General features: G+C 70.0%; 18 protein-coding genes and 1 tRNA gene. 11 read left to right on the top strand and 8 right to left on the bottom strand.

Going from position 1 to position 19,433, the window contains the following annotated elements:
• The first annotated feature begins 127 nt into the window (after positions 1-127).
• Positions 128-1,600 (top strand): glutamate-cysteine ligase family protein, encoded by a 1,473-nt coding sequence (locus Aiant_RS21350; RefSeq protein WP_189331979.1) that lies wholly within the window; start codon positions 128-130, stop codon positions 1,598-1,600.
• A 6-nt stretch (positions 1,601-1,606) separates the two neighbouring features.
• Here Aiant_RS21350 and Aiant_RS21355 read toward each other — a convergent pair whose 3' ends face one another.
• Positions 1,607-2,983, bottom strand: coding sequence for a Hansenula MRAKII killer toxin-resistant protein 1 (locus Aiant_RS21355; protein ID WP_189331978.1), 1,377 nt, complete (start codon positions 2,981-2,983; stop codon positions 1,607-1,609).
• A gap of 152 nt (positions 2,984-3,135) precedes the next feature.
• Here Aiant_RS21355 and Aiant_RS21360 point away from each other — a divergent pair, with 152 nt between their 5' ends.
• Positions 3,136-3,930, top strand: coding sequence for a Stk1 family PASTA domain-containing Ser/Thr kinase (locus Aiant_RS21360; RefSeq protein ID WP_189331977.1), 795 nt, complete (start codon positions 3,136-3,138; stop codon positions 3,928-3,930).
• A gap of 22 nt (positions 3,931-3,952) precedes the next feature.
• Here the strand turns inward: Aiant_RS21360 and Aiant_RS21365 are convergent, their stop codons facing one another.
• The gene (locus Aiant_RS21365) at positions 3,953-4,255 is read right to left on the bottom strand and encodes a hypothetical protein (protein ID WP_189331976.1); all 303 of its coding nucleotides are present in this window, start codon (positions 4,253-4,255) and stop codon (positions 3,953-3,955) included.
• A 703-nt stretch (positions 4,256-4,958) separates the two neighbouring features.
• Between Aiant_RS21365 and Aiant_RS21370 the strand changes: the two genes are divergently transcribed.
• Both Aiant_RS21370 and Aiant_RS21375 read left to right on the top strand, forming a co-directional pair.
• On the top strand, positions 4,959-5,183 hold the full coding sequence (locus Aiant_RS21370; protein ID WP_189331975.1) for a DUF397 domain-containing protein: 225 nt from the start codon (positions 4,959-4,961) through the stop codon (positions 5,181-5,183).
• 192 nt (positions 5,184-5,375) lie between these two features.
• Entirely contained in the window at positions 5,376-5,825 is a 450-nt protein-coding gene (locus tag Aiant_RS21375; RefSeq protein WP_189331974.1) for a hypothetical protein, read from the top strand.
• Positions 5,826-6,189: 364 nt separating this feature from the next.
• Here the strand turns inward: Aiant_RS21375 and Aiant_RS21380 are convergent, their stop codons facing one another.
• The 3 genes from Aiant_RS21380 to Aiant_RS21390 all read right to left on the bottom strand — a co-directional run bounded on the left by Aiant_RS21380 (position 6,190) and on the right by Aiant_RS21390 (position 8,234).
• On the bottom strand, positions 6,190-6,813 hold the full coding sequence (locus Aiant_RS21380) for a hypothetical protein (RefSeq protein WP_229830339.1): 624 nt from the start codon (positions 6,811-6,813) through the stop codon (positions 6,190-6,192).
• A 189-nt stretch (positions 6,814-7,002) separates the two neighbouring features.
• On the bottom strand, positions 7,003-7,818 hold the full coding sequence (locus Aiant_RS21385; protein ID WP_189332325.1) for a WecB/TagA/CpsF family glycosyltransferase: 816 nt from the start codon (positions 7,816-7,818) through the stop codon (positions 7,003-7,005).
• A 333-nt stretch (positions 7,819-8,151) separates the two neighbouring features.
• Positions 8,152-8,234 (bottom strand) — tRNA-Leu (locus tag Aiant_RS21390).
• A 253-nt stretch (positions 8,235-8,487) separates the two neighbouring features.
• On the opposite strand from Aiant_RS21390, the gene Aiant_RS21395 reads away from it, so the two are divergent.
• From Aiant_RS21395 to pknB, 7 genes are all read left to right on the top strand, one after another.
• On the top strand, positions 8,488-9,285 hold the full coding sequence (locus Aiant_RS21395; protein WP_185038478.1) for an FHA domain-containing protein: 798 nt from the start codon (positions 8,488-8,490) through the stop codon (positions 9,283-9,285).
• A 5-nt stretch (positions 9,286-9,290) separates the two neighbouring features.
• The gene (locus Aiant_RS21400) at positions 9,291-9,773 is read left to right on the top strand and encodes an FHA domain-containing protein FhaB/FipA (protein ID WP_185038479.1); all 483 of its coding nucleotides are present in this window, start codon (positions 9,291-9,293) and stop codon (positions 9,771-9,773) included.
• Positions 9,770-11,140: a PP2C family protein-serine/threonine phosphatase gene (locus Aiant_RS21405; RefSeq protein ID WP_189331972.1), complete on the top strand. Its 1,371-nt coding sequence runs from the start codon at positions 9,770-9,772 to the stop codon at positions 11,138-11,140. The genes Aiant_RS21400 and Aiant_RS21405 overlap by 4 nt, the downstream gene beginning before the upstream one ends.
• Before the next feature lie 76 nt (positions 11,141-11,216).
• Positions 11,217-12,674, top strand: coding sequence for an FtsW/RodA/SpoVE family cell cycle protein (locus tag Aiant_RS21410; protein ID WP_189331971.1), 1,458 nt, complete (start codon positions 11,217-11,219; stop codon positions 12,672-12,674).
• Entirely contained in the window at positions 12,671-14,170 is a 1,500-nt protein-coding gene (locus Aiant_RS21415; protein ID WP_189331970.1) for a peptidoglycan D,D-transpeptidase FtsI family protein, read from the top strand. Before Aiant_RS21410 ends, Aiant_RS21415 begins: the two co-directional genes overlap by 4 nt.
• 1 nt (position 14,171) lies before the next feature.
• Positions 14,172-15,530, top strand: coding sequence for a serine/threonine-protein kinase (locus tag Aiant_RS21420; RefSeq protein ID WP_189331969.1), 1,359 nt, complete (start codon positions 14,172-14,174; stop codon positions 15,528-15,530).
• On the top strand, positions 15,527-17,308 hold the full coding sequence (pknB, locus tag Aiant_RS21425) for a Stk1 family PASTA domain-containing Ser/Thr kinase (RefSeq protein WP_189331968.1): 1,782 nt from the start codon (positions 15,527-15,529) through the stop codon (positions 17,306-17,308). Before Aiant_RS21420 ends, pknB begins: the two co-directional genes overlap by 4 nt.
• Before the next feature lie 68 nt (positions 17,309-17,376).
• On the opposite strand, the gene Aiant_RS21430 is transcribed toward pknB, so the two are convergent.
• The 3 genes from Aiant_RS21430 to Aiant_RS21440 are packed head-to-tail and all read right to left on the bottom strand — an operon-like array spanning position 17,377 to position 19,378.
• A complete protein-coding gene (locus Aiant_RS21430) occupies positions 17,377-18,027 on the bottom strand; it encodes an aminodeoxychorismate/anthranilate synthase component II (protein WP_189331967.1) in 651 nt (216 codons plus the stop codon).
• 1 nt (position 18,028) lies between these two features.
• The gene (locus tag Aiant_RS21435) at positions 18,029-18,325 is read right to left on the bottom strand and encodes a hypothetical protein (protein ID WP_189331966.1); all 297 of its coding nucleotides are present in this window, start codon (positions 18,323-18,325) and stop codon (positions 18,029-18,031) included.
• Positions 18,326-18,328: 3 nt separating this feature from the next.
• Positions 18,329-19,378 (bottom strand): class E sortase, encoded by a 1,050-nt coding sequence (locus Aiant_RS21440; protein ID WP_229830337.1) that lies wholly within the window; start codon positions 19,376-19,378, stop codon positions 18,329-18,331.
• Positions 19,379-19,433 lie beyond the last annotated feature (55 nt).

A 19,433-nucleotide genomic window follows, 5' to 3' on the forward strand; every position in this document is an offset into this window, starting at 1 on the left:
CTCCGGGCGGCGCCTCGACTCGTCTGGCGGTAGCCGCCCCGGGATGGGAAGGTGGACCGAACGTATCCGCTCGTTCACAGCGTGGTGATCGGCGTCCGTTTCGTCCCCGACCGTCACGGGAGGGCACATGGGCAAAGGTCTGGCACACGCGGTCTTCTCGCCCGAGGATCGGATCCGCTACCGGCACAAGGTGCGCCGCTGCCTGGACGTGCTCGGCGGGCTGCTGGACACCGACGTGTTCGATCCCGGGACCGGCATGACCGGACTGGAGATCGAGATCAACCTGGTCGACGCGGACGCCGGCCCGGTGATGCGCAACGCCGAGGTGCTCGCCGACCTGGGCGACCCCCGGTTCCAGGCCGAGCTCGGACGGTTCAACATCGAGTTCAACGTCCCCCCGCGGCAGATCGCCCCGGACGGTTTCGGCGCTTTCGAAAAAGACATTTCAGAGGCTTTGCGTACGGCGGGGGAGCGCGCCGGCAAGGCAGACAGTCGCCTCGCCCTGATCGGCATGCTGCCCACGCTCACCCCGGAGCACCTCACCCTGGCGAACCTCTCCGACAACGAACGGTTCCGCGCGCTCAACGACGAGATCGTCGCCGCCCGCGGCGAGCAGTTCCCGGTCGACATCCGCGGGGTGGAACGGCTGCGCAGCGTCAGCGGCACGATCGTGCCGGAGGCCGCCTGCACCAGCACACAGTTCCATCTCCAGGTCGCCCCGGAGTGGTTCGCCCGCTACTGGAACGCGTCCCAGGCGGTGGCGGCGGCACAGGTCGCGCTCGGCGCCAACTCGCCGTTCCTGCACGGCCGCCGGCTCTGGGCGGAGACCCGGATCGCGCTGTTCGAGCAGGCCACCGACACCCGCCCGGACGAGCTGAAAGCGCAGGGCGTGCGGCCCCGGGTCTGGTTCGGCGAGCGCTGGATCACCTCGGTGTTCGACCTCTACGAGGAGAACGTCCGGTTCTTCCCGCCGCTGCTGCCGCTGCTCAGCGACGAGGACCCGGACCAGGTCCGGACATCCGGCGCGGTGCCCCGGCTGGGCGAGCTCTGCCTGCACAACGGGACGGTCTACCGGTGGAACCGGCCGGTCTACGACGTCATGGACGGCCGGCCACACCTGCGGATCGAGAACCGGGTGCTGCCGTCCGGCCCGACCGTGGTCGACCTGCTGGCCAACGCCGCTTTCTACTTCGGGGTGGTCCGCCGGCTCGCCGAGGCCGAGCGGCCGGTCTGGTCCCAGCTCGACTTCGGCACGGCGGGAGCCAACTTCCGGGCCGGCGCCCGGGACGGACTCGACGCCATGGTCTGCTGGCCCGGGCTCGGCGAGGTCCCCATCGCCGAACTGGTGCTGGAGACCCTGCTGCCGATGGCCTACGAGGGGCTGGACCGGTTCGGCGTGGACGCGGGCGACCGGGACCGGTTGCTCGGGATCATCGAGGGCCGCTGCCGGACCGGGCGCAACGGCGCGACCTGGCAGACGGCGGCGGTCTGCGCGGCGGAGCACCGGGGGCTGTCCCGGCCCGCCGCCCTGCGCGAGATGACTCGGCTCTACCTCGACCTGCACGTGCTCAACGAGCCGGTGCACACCTGGCCGCGGTGAGCCCGGTCAGTCCTTGGGGTTGATCCGGGCGACCGGCGGGTTGTCCGGCGGAGGCGTGATGGTGGGGCGAGCCGCCGCTTCCTTGCGGGCGGTGGCGCGCTTCGCCGGAGACTTGCTGGGCCGGGCCGCGGCGGCGAGTTCTTCGTCGAAAGAGTCGCCGGGCGCCGGAGCGGGCCGGGCCTTACGCGGCCGGGGTGGCGGCGTCGGCTCCGGCACGGACTCCGCGATGCTCTCGACGGCACGCCGTTTTCCGAACAGCACCCAGTTGCGACGGCCGAGCTGGTCGGAGGGCTCCTCCGAGGGCTCGGGTCTCGGAGCGGGCTTCGGACTCGGCGAGGCCGGGGTCGGTGCCGGGGCCGGGGCCGGGGTTGCAGCCGGGGCCGGCTTGGGGATGACCCGCCCGGTGGGCTTGGCCACGCCGACCGCGGCACCCGACTCGTCCGGCGTCGCACCCGGTGCGGGCCCCAGCTCCCGCGGACCGGTCGGCGACGCGGCTCCGGCCCGGTTCTGCCGAGCCTGCCCGAGCGCCACGATCAACGCGGACCCGCCCAGCCCGGCCAGCACCGCGTACGGCGCGATCAGATAGGCCGACTGAAGCGGCCCGGTCGCCTTCGTCAGCAGCGGCGCCAGCGCGAGGAAGGCCAGCGCCACCAGCAGCGGGCCGACCGCCCCCGAGGTCGCGGTCCCCACACCCAGGTCACCGCGGCGCGTCGCGGGCCAGGCCGCGACCAGCCCGATCAGGAACGCGGCCGCCAGCGTCAGCAGGGCGCTCGGCCAGTAGACGCCGCCGTACTGGGTGGGCGCACCGGACTCGGTGAACTGCCAGCTGGTCAGGTAGGTGTCCAGGTCGCGGTGGGTGATCAGCTCGGCCACCACCCCGGCGATGGCCAGCGCCCAGAGCCAGGCCGCGGTGCCCAGCAGGTTCGCGGCGACCGGCGCCGACGAGACCGCCCAGAACGCCACGACCATGCCGGTGAACAGGCCGATCAGTGAATAGCCGACGGCCACCAGCTGGGGCGAGTGGGAGAACAGGTTGTGCGCCGGGGCGGCGGACCGGGCCGGCAGGGCGACCAGGGCCACCGAGACCAGGGCGCCCAGGCCGGCCGACGCGGCCAGCGCGAGTCGCCAGAGCACGCGCCAGCGACCCCGGCCCGCGCGATCCGGGCGGAGCCGGCCGGCGATCACCGCGCCGAGCACGGTGGCACTCGCGGTGATCCAGGTGGCCCAGCCGAGGCTGTTGAGCCAGGTGCTGTCGGCAGCCGCGATCGTGGTCGGCCATTCGATGACGCCCAGGCCGTAGCCGAGACCCAGTTGTGCGGCGCCGGCGCCGGCGGCTGTCCCGGCCGCGGCGGCGGTCTGTGCTGTCCAGCCCTTCTCGGCCATGCGCGCACTGTACTGGCCGATGCCGATGTCCGCGAACTGCTCATCCTGGTCAGCGCGAGGGTGGCGTTGCGTGTGCGTCTCCCCCGGGTACACCAAGATTCGATACCTTGACGCTGCGACGAGTGTGGGTGTACGGAGCGGAGGGAGTGGCGATGCCGGACGAGCGCGAGCCCCGGCCGGACGAGACCCGTCCGATGCCGGCTGCGGACGAGACCGTCGCCGACACCCCCCGGGTCGAGGCGGGCCCGGCGGCCGATGCCACCCGATCGGGGGAAGCCGCGGCGGCCTCGACCACGCCGATGCCGCCGGTGGGCGACTGGGATCCGGACCCGCGCGCCGCGGACGACGGCGCCTGGACCGGCCGCGCCGCGGTACGCCCGCCCCGCCCGGACGAGAACGGTTACCCCGGCGAGGACTGGAGCGTCATCGCGCCGGAGGAGGAGCCGGCCGGCCGCTGGTGGATGCCGATCGTGGTGGGCGTCGTCGGGCTGATCCTGCTCGCGCTGCTCGGGTTCGGCATCTACCTGATCGTGCGGAACTCCGCCGCCGACGTGGAGACGCCGCAGCCCACTCCGACACGGACCCAGCCGGTGACCACCGCGCCGACGACCGAGCCCACCAGCGCCGCGACCACGACCACGACCACGGTCAGCACCGTCGCGACGACCGAGCCGGCCGCCACCGAGGCGACCGTGCCGGCGCTGCGCGGCATGCCGGTGGACGACGCGAAGGCGGCGCTGGCCCGCTCCGGACTGGGTTACCGGGTGATCTTCCGGCCCAGCGACGCGGAGCCGGGCACGGTGATCGACAGTGATCCGCCCGAGGGCCAGGTGGTCCCGCCGGACACCCGGATCACCCTCGTCGTCGCGGCCGAGCGGACGGACAGCCCGACCACGGCGACGACGGCGCCGAACGGAGACGCCACCGCCGGGCCCGGCGAGGACTAAGGTCGCTCGTCGTCGGGTCGGCTCAGCGGTGTGCCCGGACCGATCGGGTCGGAGCCGCATTGGTACGCGCGGCGGGCTGACGGGCGTTGCGGGCCCGGGGATCCGGGGCCTTGCCGACCGGTCGCAGGCCGTTGACCTGCACAAAGATGGAGCGGCGTTCCACGGCGTCCCCCGCCGCATTGAGCTCGTAGCCGTCGAGCCAGACCCAACCCTCGTACGTCGGCCAGTCGTGTACCCGGATGACCCGGAACAGCATCGGTGAGACGAATTGGACGCTCGCCGCCTTCGTCACGTGAATGACATCACCGGACCGAGGAAGTAGCACGTCATCTCCTGCCCTGAGAATCTTTGCCTGATGGTCTGAGGTCTGCCCGGCAGACCCCAGCGGGATGGACTTGTGACACAGATGCACCAGTCTGCCCGGCTCATGCACCTTTGCAAGCCTTCAACGGTGCCAACCATCGAAGGGAGTTGCGGAACGTCACCATCGCCGATCCCGCCACCCTGTCTCGGGGGAAGTCCACGTGAGACCTCCGGTGGCTCGGCGCCCCATGTTGGACGTCGCTTTGGTGTGTTTCGTCGGACTTGGCCGCCTCACGCAAGAACGTTGCGTGATGCAAGCCGTACGGAAAGATTGCACCACCAGTGTCGTCGATGCAAGTTGCATGTCCCACTTTGGTGATCGTCCGTGATCATGGCATCTCGCTGGGTGATCTAGGAGCTTCCGCTGGTGGCGCCGATGTGTACAGTTTTGGCCGCATGATCCACATTGCTCGGAGCATTTCGGACAATAACCGTCAAACGCTGACAATCACTGTCCAAACGCGGCTGAGCTGCCAGGATCCAACTTGTCCGATGGGTTTACCCCGTTCGGAGAACCTCAACCCTCCGGCGCGTCTCGGCGTACCCCCGTTCGTTACGCCATTCAGAACGGTCCCATCGATCTTTTGGTGGGACTCGATGGAGGCGGATCGGACGACTCCGTATCCCGCCGAGATCGGTACCCACCCCCGACATGAGGAGCCATCGTGGAATTCGAGGTCAAAGGGCTGCGGATCGACCTGAGCCGGGCGGAGTGGTTCAAGAGCACCCGCAGCGGGGCGGACAGCGACAACTGTGTCGAGGTGGCGTTCGTCGACGACGCCATCGCGGTGCGAGACTCCAAAAACCCGGCCGGTCCTGCGCTGATCTTCACGCAGGCCGAGTGGGACGCCTTCGTCGGCGGCGCCAAAGACGGCGAATTCGACCTCTGAACCGCCGGACCTGTCTGGTTCGATCTTTTCGAAGCCTTCCGCGTCGGCGCGTTGACCTGCGCCGACGCGTCGGGTGGGGCTATTTGCCCGATTTTCCCGTCGCCCTGAGCGGCGCGCCTCGTTGAATGTTCCAAGCGCGGACCGGACCGCGCTGACGGCCGGGACAGATCCTCCACGAGGCAAGGCAGACAGATGACGATTGGTTCGGAGAACCTCAGCAACGGCTCGTCGACGGCGCAGGACCGATTCAGCGGGGGCGTCAGTGCGTACCGGCAGGGCCGGCGCGAAGCGCTGAACGGCGATCACGGGGACGGCGAGCTTCTCTCGCGCGGCAGCTCGGGCCTGCCGACCCGGTCGCCCGGGCGATCACACAGCATCGAGCCGACCAGCGCCCTCGACCGGGCGGCCAAGCTGCCCTCCCTCGACCTCCAGGGTCTGACCGAACCGGTCTTCGCTTCGGCGAGCTGGGGCGACAGCTCGCCGAACAGCTCGATGGCCGACCACCCGCTGCTCCGCGGCCTGCTCCTGGAGTTGCCGGCGCGCGGCACGCTGCCGCAGTCGGACTGGCTGGACCGCTGGTTCGAGGCGGCGCGGTCCATCCTGGAGCTCCTCTATGTCCAAGAGGCCAAGAAGCAGCACTGACCGCGCCGGTCAAAGATTCAAGATCAAGGACATGCTGACTCGGATCCGCGCTGATCACTGATCGTCGCTCCCGCCGCAAAACGCCGCCGGTGAGGAGGCAAGTGAGTTTGCGACGCCGGCGGGGTGTGCCGGTGGCGGAAACTTGCCTGCCTCCTCACCGGTTACTAGGCGTTTTGCCGCGGAGCGAAGCGGAGCCAGTAGGCACAGACCCTTCCGGGCCGGGCTGGCCGCTGGCGCGTCCAGGACGCCCGACCCGAAAGGGCGACGTCCGCGGGTGGTCACGATCCGCCAAAACCAAACCCCGCGCGTCAGCAAGCGTCGACGCGAACGCGTTCGATCAGGGCCGGCACCAGCGGCGAGTCCGTCAGAAGGCGCCGGCTCGCACGCGTTCGCGGGCTCGGTCGATCGGGGCGAGCACCAGCGGGGCGAGGCGGCTGTGGCGCAGGACGGCACGGACGCCGATCGTGACGACCGCGGCGGCGACCAGCGTGATGGCGACGCCGGCGAAGCCGGTGAACCCGGTGGTGGCCGGGACGCCGTCGCCGGGCAGGTGGACCAGGCCGGCCGCGAGCGGCAGACCGACCACCGCGGCCAGGCCGGCGACCTGCAGCGGGGCGGCGATCAGCGGGTGCGCCGCGGCGGCCCGCAGGCCCGGCGGCACCGGCGCCAGCGGCGCGGTCGCGAAGGCGCCCGCCCCGCGGCGCACCCGGCTCAGCCGGCGCAGTCCGGCGGTCAGCACGATCAGCGCGGGCACGGCCGGGAGCAGTGCCGCCGTGGGCGCCGCGGAGACCCCCGGAGTCAGCGCGGTGACCACCGGCACCGCGACGAAGACCGCCGCGCCCGCGGCGATCAGGCCGGTGAGCAGCCGGGCCCGGCGACGCATGTGCAGCGCGGTGCCGGCCGTCGAGAGCCCGTCGGCCAGCAGTCCGGCGGTAAGCCAGACGACGGCGAGAGTGCCGATCAGAGTCACGTCCACAGCGGTGTCCACATCGACAGCGTTCACCCGGCGGGCCCGCGGCGAAACCGGGATATGCCCCCAGCACCTACCCGTAGGGGTTACGTGCTGCGGACAGTAAGCATCCGAGCACTCGGCGCCACCGTCCGAACGGCCTTTGTGGACGAACCGGCAACCGGGGGTGTGATCAGCGCCCCAGTGTCGGTTCCCGGACGATTCTGATCAGACGGCGAAGCCGTGGACCTGCTCGCCGCTCGGCGCGGCCGGGGTCGCCTTCCACAGGCCGGTCTTCTGCGCGGCCAGCCGGGAGAGATAGGCCGGGTTCAGCAGCACGTATCGCTTCCACAGGCGCTTCGGCTCCAGGCCGAGCCGCCACAGCCACTCCAGGGCGTACTTCTGCATCCACGCGGGCGGGTTCTTCAGCAGCCCGGCGTGGTAGTCGAACGCGGCGCCGACGGCGAGCAGCGGCATGTCCAGCAGCGGCCGCATCGCGTAGGTGAAGACCTCCTGCCGCGGGCAGCCGAGCCCGACCAGCACGACCCGCGCGCCGGACGCCTTGATCCGCTCGGCGATCTCGACCTCCTCACCCGGCTGGGCGCCCCGGAACTTGGACGCCTCCACCCCGGCGATCTTCAGTGCCGGGAACATCCCGAGCAGCGCCGGCACCAGGCGGTCCAGGGTCGGCTGGGTCGAGCCGTACAGATAGATGGGCAGCCCCTCGGCCGCCGCCTGCTCGACCACCTTGAGGGTCAGGGTGGGCCCGTAGACCCGGTCGGTCAGCCCGGCCCCGTGCAGCAGGTTCAGCGCCCAGCGCACCGGCTGCCCGTCCGGCGTCACCAGGTCGAACGAATTCAGCCGGGCCTCGTGGGCCGGATCCTGCACCCCGGTCATCACCCCGTGCACGGCCAGCGCGGTGACCGCGTACGGCCGCCCCTCGCGGGCCGCCGCGATGATCCGCTCGGTGGCCGACGCATAGTCCGTCGCATCCACCAGCACCCCAAGGACGTTGCGCTTCCCCTGGTCAACTCCAGCAGGCACAGCGGACACGACCACACCCCACGCTCGAACGGAACTTCCCGACAGGCGGGCGAGCATACCGCCGCCCACAACTTCACCCCATCGTTGACGCCCCACCAAAGGACGACCTCACGAAAGAGAGCCAGAAACGTGCGCCCAGGCCGTACGGAAACCGGATCTTGATCGAAGATTTCGATGTCCGAAGGACGAGCCCCCACCGAAGCGGACCGTGACGATCGCCACCCGCCGCGCCCACCGTGACGCGGGGTCTCCGGGGGCTCGGCCCCCGGAGCAGATATGACGAGAGGCCCCCGGTCCGCGCTGTTCGCGGACAGAGGGCCCCCGGCCTTCTCGTGGGGATGGGGGGAGTTGAACCCCCACGTCCTTTCGGACACACGGACCTGAACCGTGCGCGTCTGCCATTCCGCCACATCCCCATGTGACTTGGTCGCCTAAGATCATATAGCTGGTCTCGGTGACCTTTGAAACCGCCCCCTGCGGGGCTGTTTCTGGTTACTGCCTGCGACAGACTACGCTGTCGCACGTCACTAAGCGAGTTGAGTACCAAGCGAGTTGATATCGCCCCGCGACGGAGGAAACACTAGCACGACGCTGTGGGGCGTCATACGAGGGTCAGAAGTGCCGGCTGCTCTTGGGCTACAGATGCGCAAGCGGTCGCCGGATACCATCATGTCCTCGGAACCCGAGGAGGAGCCGGTGAGCGTGCTGCAGCGCTTTGAGAAGCGATTGGAAGGCCTGGTCGAGGGGGCCTTCGCCAAGGTGTTCAAGGGTGTCGTGCACCCTGTGGAGATCCTGAATGCCATGCAGCGGGAGGCCGAGGCACACAAGGCCATCCTCGCCGGTGGCCGCACCCTCGTGCCCAACCGCTACGTGATCGATCTGTCGCCTTACGACCACGGTCGTCTGGCGCCCTACGCGGCTGCCCTGGCGCAGGAGCTGGCGCAGTCGCAGGCCGAGTTCATCGGCGAGCAGGCCTGGACGGTCTACGGCGACGTGATCGTCGAGATCGAGCGCGGTGACGGCCTGGACACCGGCATGTTCCGGGTGACCGCGGAGGTCTACACCGGTGGCGAGGTCGCCCCGGTGCAGCAGCCGGCCTACGACGCCGGCCCGCAGTACTCGCCTTATGACCAGCACGGCGGTCACGGTGGTTACCCGCCGCCGCACGGTGGTCACGGCGGCCCGCGCAGCGTCGGCCTGGTCTCCGGCGACGGCCGGACCTACCCGCTCCAGATGGGCTCGACCGTGATCGGCCGAGGCGACCAGGCGAACCTGCGCCTGCCGGACGTCGGCATCTCGCGTCGTCACGCCCGACTGGACTACGACGGCAACCAGGTCGTGCTGACCGACCTCGGCTCCACGAACGGGACGATGGTCAACGGCCAGCGCGTCTCCGCCGTGGCGCTGAACCCGGGCGACATGATCCAGCTCGGCACGACCACGCTGACCTTCCGAGTGGACGGCTAGCGGTCTTGCCCGAATTCGTCCTCACCGTCGCCCGGTTCGGCTTCCTGATCCTGCTGTGGATCTTCGTGTTCACAGTGGTCGGGGTGATCCGGCGGGACCTCTTCGCGGGGGCCCGGTCGAAGAGCATCGTCGCCAGCCCTCGGGGGGTGGGTGGCGCGATCCTCCAGGGCCGGCCGGCGAAGGCCAAGCGCGGTAAGGCGGCACGGCAACTGGTGGTGACCGCCGGCCAGCTGGCCGGCACGCGGATCACCCTCGGCGAGGCCCCGATCACTATCGGTCGCGCCGAGGATTCGACCCTGGTCATCACCGACGATTTCGCGTCGGCCCGGCATGCCCGGCTGGTGCCTCGGGACGGTCAGTGGTTCGTCGAGGACCTCGGCTCGACCAACGGCACCTACCTCGATCGCGGTAAGGTCTCCGGACCCACCCCAGTCCCCCTTGGCGTCCCGATCCGGATCGGACGCACGTCTCTCGAGTTACGGCCATGACCCTGACCCTGCGCTATGCCGCTCAGAGCGACCGCGGTCTGATCCGAGACCTGAACCAGGACTCCGTCTACGCCGGGCCGCGGCTGCTTGCTGTCGCGGACGGCATGGGCGGCATGGCCGCCGGTGATGTCGCTTCCAACATCGTCATCGCCGCGATGGCGCCACTCGACGACGACGTCCCCGGGGACGCGCTGGTCGACGCGCTGCGGCACGCCGTCGGCACCGCGAACCAGCAGTTGCGGGACACCGTCGACGCCAACCCTCAGCTGGAGGGGATGGGCACCACGCTGACCGCGGTGCTCTTCACCGGCAGCAAGTTCGGCATGGTGCACATCGGCGACTCGCGGGCCTACCTGCTCCGCAAGGGTGAGTTCGCGCAGATCACCAAGGACGACACGTACGTTCAGATGCTGGTCGACGAGGGCCGGGTCAGTCCCGAGGAGGCGAGCAGCCACCCGCAGCGGTCGCTGCTCACCCGGGCGCTGGACGGCCGCGACATCGACCCGGAGTACTCGGTGCGCCAGGTGCTCAAGGGCGATCGGTACCTGATCTGCAGCGACGGCCTGTCCGGCGTGGTCAGCGGCGAGACCATCGGCCAGACGATGCGGGAGATCGCCGACCCGAAAGCGTGCGTCGAGCGGCTGGTGCAGCTCGCCCTGCGCGGCGGCGGCCCGGACAACATCACCGTGGTGATCGCCGACGCGACCGACGCGGACATCGTCGAGCAGGCGCCGATCGTCGGCGGTGCGGCCTCCCTCGACCGGGGCAACACCACCGTGGCGGACGCCTCCACCCCGGCATCCCGGGCGGCCGCGCTGAAACAGCCGCCGCCGCGCCCGGCCCAGCCGGAGACCGAGACCTTCGACCGTGATCCGGAGCCGGCCGGTCATCCGGTCCGGACCACCCTGCTGGTCCTGGTGCTGCTCGGTGTGCTGGGCGGTGGCCTCTGGGCCGGCTGGCAGTACACCCAGGATCAGTATTACGTCGGCGCGACCGAGGGCGGCCAGCTGGCCATCTTCCGCGGCGTGCCGGGACAGATCGCCGGACTCGACCTCTCCACGGTGAGCGAGACCAGCACCGTCCGCCTCGACGACCTGACCACGGTCGCCCAGGAGCGGGTCAAGGAGGGTATTCACGCCGGCAGCCAGGTCGAGGCGCGCAACACGCTCACCGACCTGACGAACGACGAGCCGTCCAATCCGAACCTGAAGCCGGTCTGTGCGGTGGCCGGTGCCACGCCGACCGCGTCGACCCCGGTGCGGCCGGCCGTGACCACCGCCACGTCAGCTCCGGGAACCGCGCCGAGCGTTCAACCGTCCGAGAGCGGGTCGACGGCTGCCGACAACGGCTGCCGGACCGCTGACTGAGCACGGCCTACAACGTCTGGGGATTTTCTTGACAGCGCCCGCCGTACCGGCTCCTTCACCCGCCTCCACGGGTGAGATGTCGCGTATCCCGGGGTTGAAGACTCGCCGTAATGCCGAGCTCGGGCTGCTGGCCTTGGCCATGCTGCTCGTCGCCGCGTTCGGCGCGACCGTGGAAGCGAACAAGTACGACAAGCTCCAGCCGAACTTCTGGGTCCCGGCCGCACTGCTGAGCATCCTCTTCCTCGGCCTGCACCTGGTGGTGCGCTACGTCGCGCCCTACGCGGACCCGGTACTCCTCCCGATGGTCGCCCTGATCAACGGCATCGGTGTGGCGTTCCTGCGGCGCATCGACATCGCCAACGCGATCAACGACAAGGAGGGCCCGCCGGGGATCTTCTCCGGGATCGGCGGTCGCCAGCTCGCCTGGACCCTGATCGCGCTGATCCTGGCCGCGGCGCTGCTCCTGCTGATCCGCGACCACCGCAACGTGTCGAAGTACGCGTACACGCTCGGTCTCACCGGCATCGTGCTGATGATGATCCCGGCCGTGCTGCCCGGCAGCCTCTCCGAGGTGAACGGCGCCAAGCTGTGGATCAAGCTGGGCGCCTTCTCGATCCAGCCCGGCGAGTTCGCCAAGCTGATGCTGGTCACCTTCTTCGCGTACTACCTGGTCCGCAAGCGCGAGGTGCTCTCGCTGGCCAGCAAGCGCTTCCTCGGCATCGACTTCCCGCGCGGCCGTGACCTCGGCCCGGTCGTCACGGTGTGGCTGTTCAGCCTCCTGGTCCTGGTCTTCGAGAAAGACCTCGGCACCGCGCTGCTCTACTTCGGCCTGTTCGTGGTGACGCTCTACGTCGCCACCGAGCGGTCCAGCTGGCTGATCATCGGCCTGCTGCTGTTCTTCGGCGGCGTCTACCTGGCATATCTTCTGGGTGCCTCGGTCGGCGGCCCGTTCGCGAACTTCTACGACCGCGCCCAGATCTGGCTGGACCCGTTCTCGCAGGCCAACTACGAGCGGGTCAGCGGCAACAGCTATCAGCTGGTCCAGGGCCTGCTCGGGCTGGGCACCGGCGGCCTGTTCGGCACCGGACCGGGCGCGGGCTCGCCGCTGTCCGTGCCCGAGGTGCAGAACGACTTCATCTTCGCCGGCCTGGGCGAGGAGATCGGCCTCTTCGGCCTCTCCGCCCTGCTGGTCTGCTACATGCTGATCGCGATCCGCGGCCTGCGCGCCGCGATCGGGGTGCGTGACTCGTTCGGCAAGCTGGTCGCGGGCGGTCTCTCGTTCACCCTCGGCCTCCAGGTCTTCGTGATCCTCGGCGGCATCACCGGGCTGATCCCGCTGACCGGTCAGACCACGCCGTTCCTCTCCTCCGGCGGTTCCTCGCTGATGGCGAACTGGCTGCTGATCGCGATGCTGCTGCGCATCTCGAACGCGGCCCGGGGCCCGGCGACCGGCGGCGGTGGCCCGGCCCGGCCGGGTCCGAAGAAAGCACCCACCCAGTTGCACGGCGCCATGACGGAGGTGATCAAGCCGTGAATGCCCCCCTGCGCAAGTCCGGCGTGGTCCTCTTCGTCCTGTTCGGCCTGATCTTTGCGAACCTGAACTGGATCCAGGGCTACAAGGCCGACGAGTACCGCACCCACCCGTGGAACGGACGGGTGAAGGTCGCTGAGTACGAACGCCCCCGCGGCGTCATCGAGGCCGGCGGCAATGCCCTTGCCCAGAGCAAGGAGACCGACGACACCCTGAAGTACCTCCGGGTGTACCCGAAGAAGGAGATCTACGCTCCGGTCCTCGGCTACAAGCCGGTCAACCTCGGTGCGGTCGGCATCGAGGAGACCGAGAACGACTTCCTCTCCGGGGAGAGCGACAAGCTGATCGGTGACCGGATCACCGACATGTTCACCGGGGAGAAGACCGGTGGCGGCAACGTGCTGCTCTCGCTGAACACCGACGCTCAAGAGGTCGCCTGGAAACAGATGATCAATAACGAGCGCGGGGCGAAAAAGGGTGCGGCGGTCGCCCTCGACCCGCGGACCGGTGCGATCCAGGCGCTGGTCTCGATGCCCAGTTACGACCCGAACCAGCTGGTCACCCACGACAAGAACGCGGCCGCGAAGGCGTACAAGGAGCTGAACGCGGACAAGGATCAGCCGATGCTGAACCGGGCGCTGTCGCAGACCCTGCCGCCCGGTTCGACGTTCAAGGTGGTCGTCTCGGCGGCCGCCCTGGAGAGCGGGTACGGCGTCGACACCGAGATCCCGGCCGGCGGCGTCTACAAAGAGGGCGGCGCGGTCATCCGCAACGCCGAGGACGAGGTCTGCCCGGGCGGCGAGGTCACCCTCAAGGAGGCGCTGACCGAGAGCTGCAACACCGGGTACGCCAAGCTCGGCGTGAAGCTCGGCGCCGCGAAGGTCAAGCAGAAGGCGAAAGACTTCGGCTTCGAAGAGAGCGACCTGCGGATCGGCAACCTGGAGAGCAAGGACGGCCTGTCGGTGGCGGCCAGCCACACCGGCGACATCGCGAACCCGGACGGCAGCACCGACAAGTCGGCGCTGGCGCAGTCCTCGATCGGGCAGCGGGACGTGCGGATGACCCCGTTGCAGGGCGCGCTGATCGCCGCCACGGTGGCCAACGGCGGTGATCAGATGCGGCCGTACCTGGTGCAGAAACTGCTCAGCTCGGAACGCCGGACGATCTACACCGCCTCGCCGCAGAAGAAGAGCAGCCCGATCGACAGCAAGGTCGCCGGCCAGCTCAAAGAGATGATGGTCAGCGTCGTCGAGAACGGCACCGGCAAGAAGGCGCAGGTCGACGGTCTCACCATCGGTGGCAAGACCGGGACCGCGCAGAACGCCGAGGGTGCCGACCCGCACGGGTGGTTCATCGGCTTCGCGTTCAACGACAAGGGTGAAGCGGTCTCCGCGGTCTGCGTCATGCTGGAGAACGTCTCCGGTGGCCACGCCAGCGCCGAAGCGGCCCGCATCGCCGGACTCATCATGAAGGCCGCTGCCGGCGGGGGAGGAAAGTGACATGATCCGCCCGGGGGTCACGCTCGGTGGGCGCTACCGCTTGGAGGAGCGGATCGCCGGCGGCGGTATGGGTGATGTCTGGCGCGGCACGGACGACGTGCTGGGCCGGACCGTCGCGGTCAAGATTCTGCTGCCCGCGCTGCTGGACGAGCCCGGCTTCGCCGAGCGCTTCCGCGGCGAGGCACGCACCATGGCGACGATCAACCACCCCGGTGTGGTCGACGTCTACGACTACGGCAGCGACCAGCAGATCGCGTTCCTGGTGATGGAGTACGTCGAGGGCGACGCGCTGTCCCGGACGCTGAGCCGGGTCGGCCGGCTCACCCCGGCCCGGACGATGGCGCTGGTGGCCCAGGCCGCCGACGCGCTCCAGGCCGCGCACGCCAACGGGATCGTGCACCGCGACGTGAAACCCGGCAACCTGCTGGTCCGGCCGAACGGCACGCTGGTCCTGACCGATTTCGGCATCGCCCGGTCCGCGCTGGTCGGGCAGCTGACGGTGGCCGGGGCGGTGCTCGGCACGGCGTCGTACATCTCGCCCGAGCAGGCGGCCGGCGACGTGGCCACGGCGGCCTCCGACGTGTACGCCCTCGGCGTGGTCGCCTACCAGTGCCTCTCCGGGCACCGGCCGTTCGACGGCGCCACCCCGATCGAGATCGCCATGAAGCACGTGCGGGAGACGCCCCGCCCGCTGCCCGGCGACATCCCGCCCGCGGTCCGCGCCATCGTGGAGCGTGCCCTGGCCAAGGACCCGAACGCCCGCTGGCCCAGCGCCGCGGCGATGGCGGCGGTGGCCCGGCAGGCCGCGTCGTCGCTGACCACCACGGCCCAGCCGCCGGTGAGCCACCAGCCGGTCCGGGCCACCCCGACCAGCCCGGCCCCGTCGCAGCAGGCCCGCGCCTCGGTGCCCCGGCCGACGTCGGGTGCCCGCGGCGCCGCCTCGGTGCCGTCGGTCCCACCGGTGCCCTCGGTGCCGCCGGCGCAGTCGTCGGCCCCGCCGGTGGCCGCGCCGATGCCGCCGCACTACCGTCCGCAGTCCGGTCCGCCGATGAACAGCGGGTACCCGCATCAGATGCCGTCGGCCAAGCCGGAGGGTTCGTTCGGCCGTCAGGTGCTGATCGTGCTCGCCGTGGTCCTGGCTCTTCTGGTCCTGCTCTGTGCCGGGGTCATCTCGTTCCTGTATCGACATGGCAACGCGACTGCCGCCGCCGAAAACGCGCTGGGTGATCAGAGCAGCTCGGCGGCTATCCTCCGCATGGGCGTGGCCGCCGACCGGGTGTCGGTGGCGTCGTACCGTCTTATGCGGGCCGATCCCCAGCTCGGCCCGATCCGACCTAACGAAGGACGACAGACGCTATGACGGCGCAGGCCCGACTGCTCGGTGGCAGGTACCAGGTCGGCGAGCTGCTCGGCTACGGCGGCATGGCAGAGGTGCACCGGGGACGCGACCTCCGCCTCGGCCGGGACGTTGCGATCAAGATGCTGCGTACCGACCTGGCCCGGGACGCCACCTTCCAGGAGCGGTTCCGGCGTGAGGCGCAGAACTCGGCGGCACTGAACCACCCCGCCATCGTGGCGGTCTACGACACCGGCGAGGAGACCTCGGCCACCGGTGAGAGGCTGCCCTTCATCGTCATGGAGTTCGTCAACGGGCGGACTCTCAAGGAGGTCCTGGCGCAGGAGCAGCGGCTCCAGCCACGCCGGGCCCTGGAGATCATCGCCGACATCTGCGCCGCGCTGGAGTTCAGCCACCGGCACGGGATCATCCACCGGGACATCAAGCCCGGCAACGTGATGATCACGCAGAACGGTCAGGTCAAGGTCATGGACTTCGGCATCGCCCGGGCCCTGGCCAGCGGTGCCACCACGATGACACAGACCAGCGCGGTGATCGGCACGGCGCAGTATCTCTCGCCCGAGCAGGCCCGCGGCGAGGCCGTCGACGCGCGCTCCGATGTGTACGCGGCCGGCTGTGTCCTCTTCGAACTGCTCGTCGGGCACCCCCCGTTCGTCGGCGACAGCCCGGTCAGTGTGGCGTACCAGCACGTCCGGGAGGACCCGCGGGCGCCGAGCTCGATCGTCCGTGACGTCCCGGCGGACCTCGACGCGATCGTGCTCAAGGCCCTCGCCAAGAACCCGCTGAACCGTTACCAGTCCGCCCAGGAGATGCGCGCCGACGCGCTGCGCGCCGTCTCCGGCCGTCCGGTCATGGCCACCCCGGTGATGAACCAGGCCGAGACCGTCGCGATGAACGGGCCGAACCAGTGGCAGCCGCAGGCCGCCACCACCATCCAGCGGCCGGTCGCCACCACCATGGGCGGCGGCGGGCGGCAGAACGACAACAAGCAGTCCTGGGTGTGGGCCGCGCTGGCCGGCCTGGGCGTGCTGGTGGTGATCGTGCTCGGGGTGGCGCTGGCGCTGAACAAGAACAACGACAGCGGCAACAACGCCCAGCCCAAGACGGCCGCTATGCCGGATCTGAAGGGCTTCAGCGAGCCGGACGCCCGCAACGCGCTGAACGTCGCCGGGTTCACCAACGTCGCGGAGCCGCAGACCGAGACCGGCAAGGAGTGCGAGGGCAAGGTCTCCAAGCAGAGCCCGAGCGCGAACACGGTAGTCCCGACCACCACGCAGGTCGGCTTCACCATCTGCAACGCCCCGGACAAGGTCACCGTGCCGACCGGCCTGGTCGGCAGCACCAAGGAGGCGGCTGAGGCGGCCCTGAAGGAGCGCGGCCTCGAGGCGGACTTCAAACCGGTCGACAGCGCGTCCCCGAAGGACCAGGTCGTCGGCGTGGAAAACGAGGGTGAGCAGGTCGACCCCGGATCCAAGGTGACCGTCAGGATCTCGAACAACAACCTGGTCATCGTGCCGAACGTGGTCGGCAAGTCCGAGGAAACCGCGATCGAACTGCTTCAGAATGCCGGCCTGAACGTCAACCCTGTGGAGTACGTCCAGGGCGGCGGGGAACCCGGCAAGGTCATCAAGCAGAGCAAGAAGGCAAAGAGCAAGGTCGAATCGGGAACGAACATCACGATCACCGTGGTGGCCCCCGAGCCGACGACCGACCCGAGCGCGTCGGTCTCGCCGACCCCGACCGACGGTACCGGCACGGGCGGCGGCACCGGAACGGACTAGTAGCCGAGCAGCGAACGAAGAAGCCGGCGGCCCTTGCGGCCGCCGGCTTCGTCGTTGTCTGGAACTGATCAGGCGGTGGCGAAGGCGGAGCGGCGGCGGGTCTCCACCTCGGCGGCGAGCTCCGGGGCGCGCTCCAGGGCGGTGGGCAGGCCACAGGTGTCCAGCCAGTTGGCCAGCATGGTGTGGCCGCCCTCGGTGAGGACCGACTCCGGGTGGAACTGGACACCCTCGATCGGCAGGGTGCGGTGGCGCATCGCCATCACGACGCCCGAGTCGGTGCGGCCGGTCACCTCGATCTCGTCCGGGAGGGTCTCCTCCAGCACGGCGAGCGAGTGGTAGCGGGTCGCGGTGAACGGGTCGGGGAGGCCCGCCAGCACGCCCTCGCCCTTGTGGTGGACCAGCGAGGTCTTGCCGTGCAGCAACTCCGGGGCGCGGGTGACGGTCGCCCCGAAGGCCGCGCCGATCGCCTGGTGGCCCAGGCAGACGCCGAACAGCGGGAGCTTTCCGGCGTACTCCCTGATCACGTCGAGCATGATGCCGGCGCGGGTCGGCTCGCCGGGGCCGGGCGAGAGCAGGATGCCGTCGGCGCCCAGGGTGCCCGCCTCGGCGACGGTGATCTCGTCGTTGCGGCGGACCTCGCAGTCGGCGCCGAGCTGGCCGAGATATTGCACCAGGTTGAAGACGAACGAGTCGTAGTTGTCAATGACGAGGATGCGCACGTCAGTCACCTGCTAGGCCGCCGGGGTCCGGATGGTTGGAGGTCGTGCTGTAGGGAATCACGTCGGGCGCGGACTCGTCCGGGTCGGGCGAGGCGCCGGTCGGCGCGTCCTGATCGACCGAGTTTGGGTCGATCTGCGAGGTGTCGCCGACCTGCACGTCGTCGAAGGGCAGCAGCGGGGTTGCCCACGGGAAGACCACGTACCACAGGAGCGATCCGATCGTCGCGACCAGCACGATCGAGATGCTCAACTTGCTCCAGAGCGCACCCGGGAGCTTGCGCCAGATCCAGGCGTACATCCGCTAGGCCTTCGTCTTCATCTCGGCCGGCATGCCGGCGTCCGCCTTGGTCTGATCCCGCGGCACCGTCTTCACGAGCTCCGCGTGCACGACCAGCCGCTGGTAGTTGTTGAACTTCGGGTTGCAGGTGGTCAGCGTGAGCAGCGCCTTGGTCGGGGTCTCACCCGGCTTGTTGGGCACCGGGGCGACCACCTCGACCTGGTTGGGCGTGACGACCTGGTGGCCGGTGACCTGGTAGACGTACCAGCTGTCGCGGGTCTCCACACCGATCACGTCGCCGGGCTTCAGCTCGTCCAGCCGCCAGAAGATCTTCTTGATCCGGTGGCCGGCCACCGAGAAGTTGCCGATCTGGCCGGGTTTGGCGGTCTCCGGGTAGTGGCCCGGGGCGTACTTGATGTCCTGCGGGCGGACACCGTTGACGACCACCCACTCCTTGTCCAGTTTCGGGATGTAGAGCCGGCCGACCAGGGCCTCGCCGGGCGCGGCCGGGCCCTTCACCGTCGACGTCGGCGCGACGGTCGGGTCGGCCCAGGCCTGGTCCAGCTCCTGAGCCAGGTGGTCCTGTTCGGCCTGCACCTCGGCGGAGTTGCCGAAGACCTCGTAGCCCGCGAAGAGCAGCACGATCAGACCGAAAGTGATCATCAGCTCGCCGGCGCCGCGGATGCCGCTGCGCAGCCGGGAGGGCCGGGTCAGCTCGGAGTAGACGCTCTTGTAGCCCTCGCCGGTCTGCTCCGGGCGGAGCTTGACCACCTTCTCCCCGCGTTTCGGCGGCTCGGCGGGCGTGATCTCGCCGGTCTCGTCCGGGGTCGCCGGGACGTCCGTGAGCGAGGCGGCGCCGACCACGACGTCCGGGCCGGCGGCCTCGCGGGCGGCCTGGGCCGCGCCACCGGGCGGCAGGGCGGCCAGCTTGCCGGGTAGTGGCGCGCCCGGCGGCAGCGTGGGGAGCACCCCGGTGGGTGCGTCGATCGTCCGGATGACCTGGGTCTCGGAGGCGATCGCGGCGATCTCCTCGAGCGGCTCGTTGCTGGCCCAGCGGGTGTTCTTCGAACCCATCGGCGGGCCGCTCGCAGCGGGCAGGGGGCGGGTCGAGGCGCCGGAGGGCTCCCAG

This window comes from Actinoplanes ianthinogenes (genome assembly GCF_018324205.1).
Classification (GTDB): domain Bacteria; phylum Actinomycetota; class Actinomycetes; order Mycobacteriales; family Micromonosporaceae; genus Actinoplanes; species Actinoplanes ianthinogenes.

Coding starts and splice junctions, on each gene's coding strand:
- Aiant_RS21350 (WP_189331979.1), top strand. CDS start 128: ATGGGCAAAGGTCTGGCACACGCGGTCTTCTCGCCCGAGGATCGGATC.
- Aiant_RS21355 (WP_189331978.1), bottom strand. CDS start 2,983: ATGGCCGAGAAGGGCTGGACAGCACAGACCGCCGCCGCGGCCGGGACA.
- Aiant_RS21360 (WP_189331977.1), top strand. CDS start 3,136: ATGCCGGACGAGCGCGAGCCCCGGCCGGACGAGACCCGTCCGATGCCG.
- Aiant_RS21375 (WP_189331974.1), top strand. CDS start 5,376: ATGACGATTGGTTCGGAGAACCTCAGCAACGGCTCGTCGACGGCGCAG.
- Aiant_RS21395 (WP_185038478.1), top strand. CDS start 8,488: ATGTCCTCGGAACCCGAGGAGGAGCCGGTGAGCGTGCTGCAGCGCTTT.
- Aiant_RS21405 (WP_189331972.1), top strand. CDS start 9,770: ATGACCCTGACCCTGCGCTATGCCGCTCAGAGCGACCGCGGTCTGATC.
- Aiant_RS21410 (WP_189331971.1), top strand. CDS start 11,217: ATGTCGCGTATCCCGGGGTTGAAGACTCGCCGTAATGCCGAGCTCGGG.
- Aiant_RS21420 (WP_189331969.1), top strand. CDS start 14,172: ATGATCCGCCCGGGGGTCACGCTCGGTGGGCGCTACCGCTTGGAGGAG.
- pknB (WP_189331968.1), top strand. CDS start 15,527: ATGACGGCGCAGGCCCGACTGCTCGGTGGCAGGTACCAGGTCGGCGAG.
- Aiant_RS21435 (WP_189331966.1), bottom strand. CDS start 18,325: ATGTACGCCTGGATCTGGCGCAAGCTCCCGGGTGCGCTCTGGAGCAAG.
- Aiant_RS21440 (WP_229830337.1), bottom strand. CDS start 19,378: ATGGGTTCGAAGAACACCCGCTGGGCCAGCAACGAGCCGCTCGAGGAG.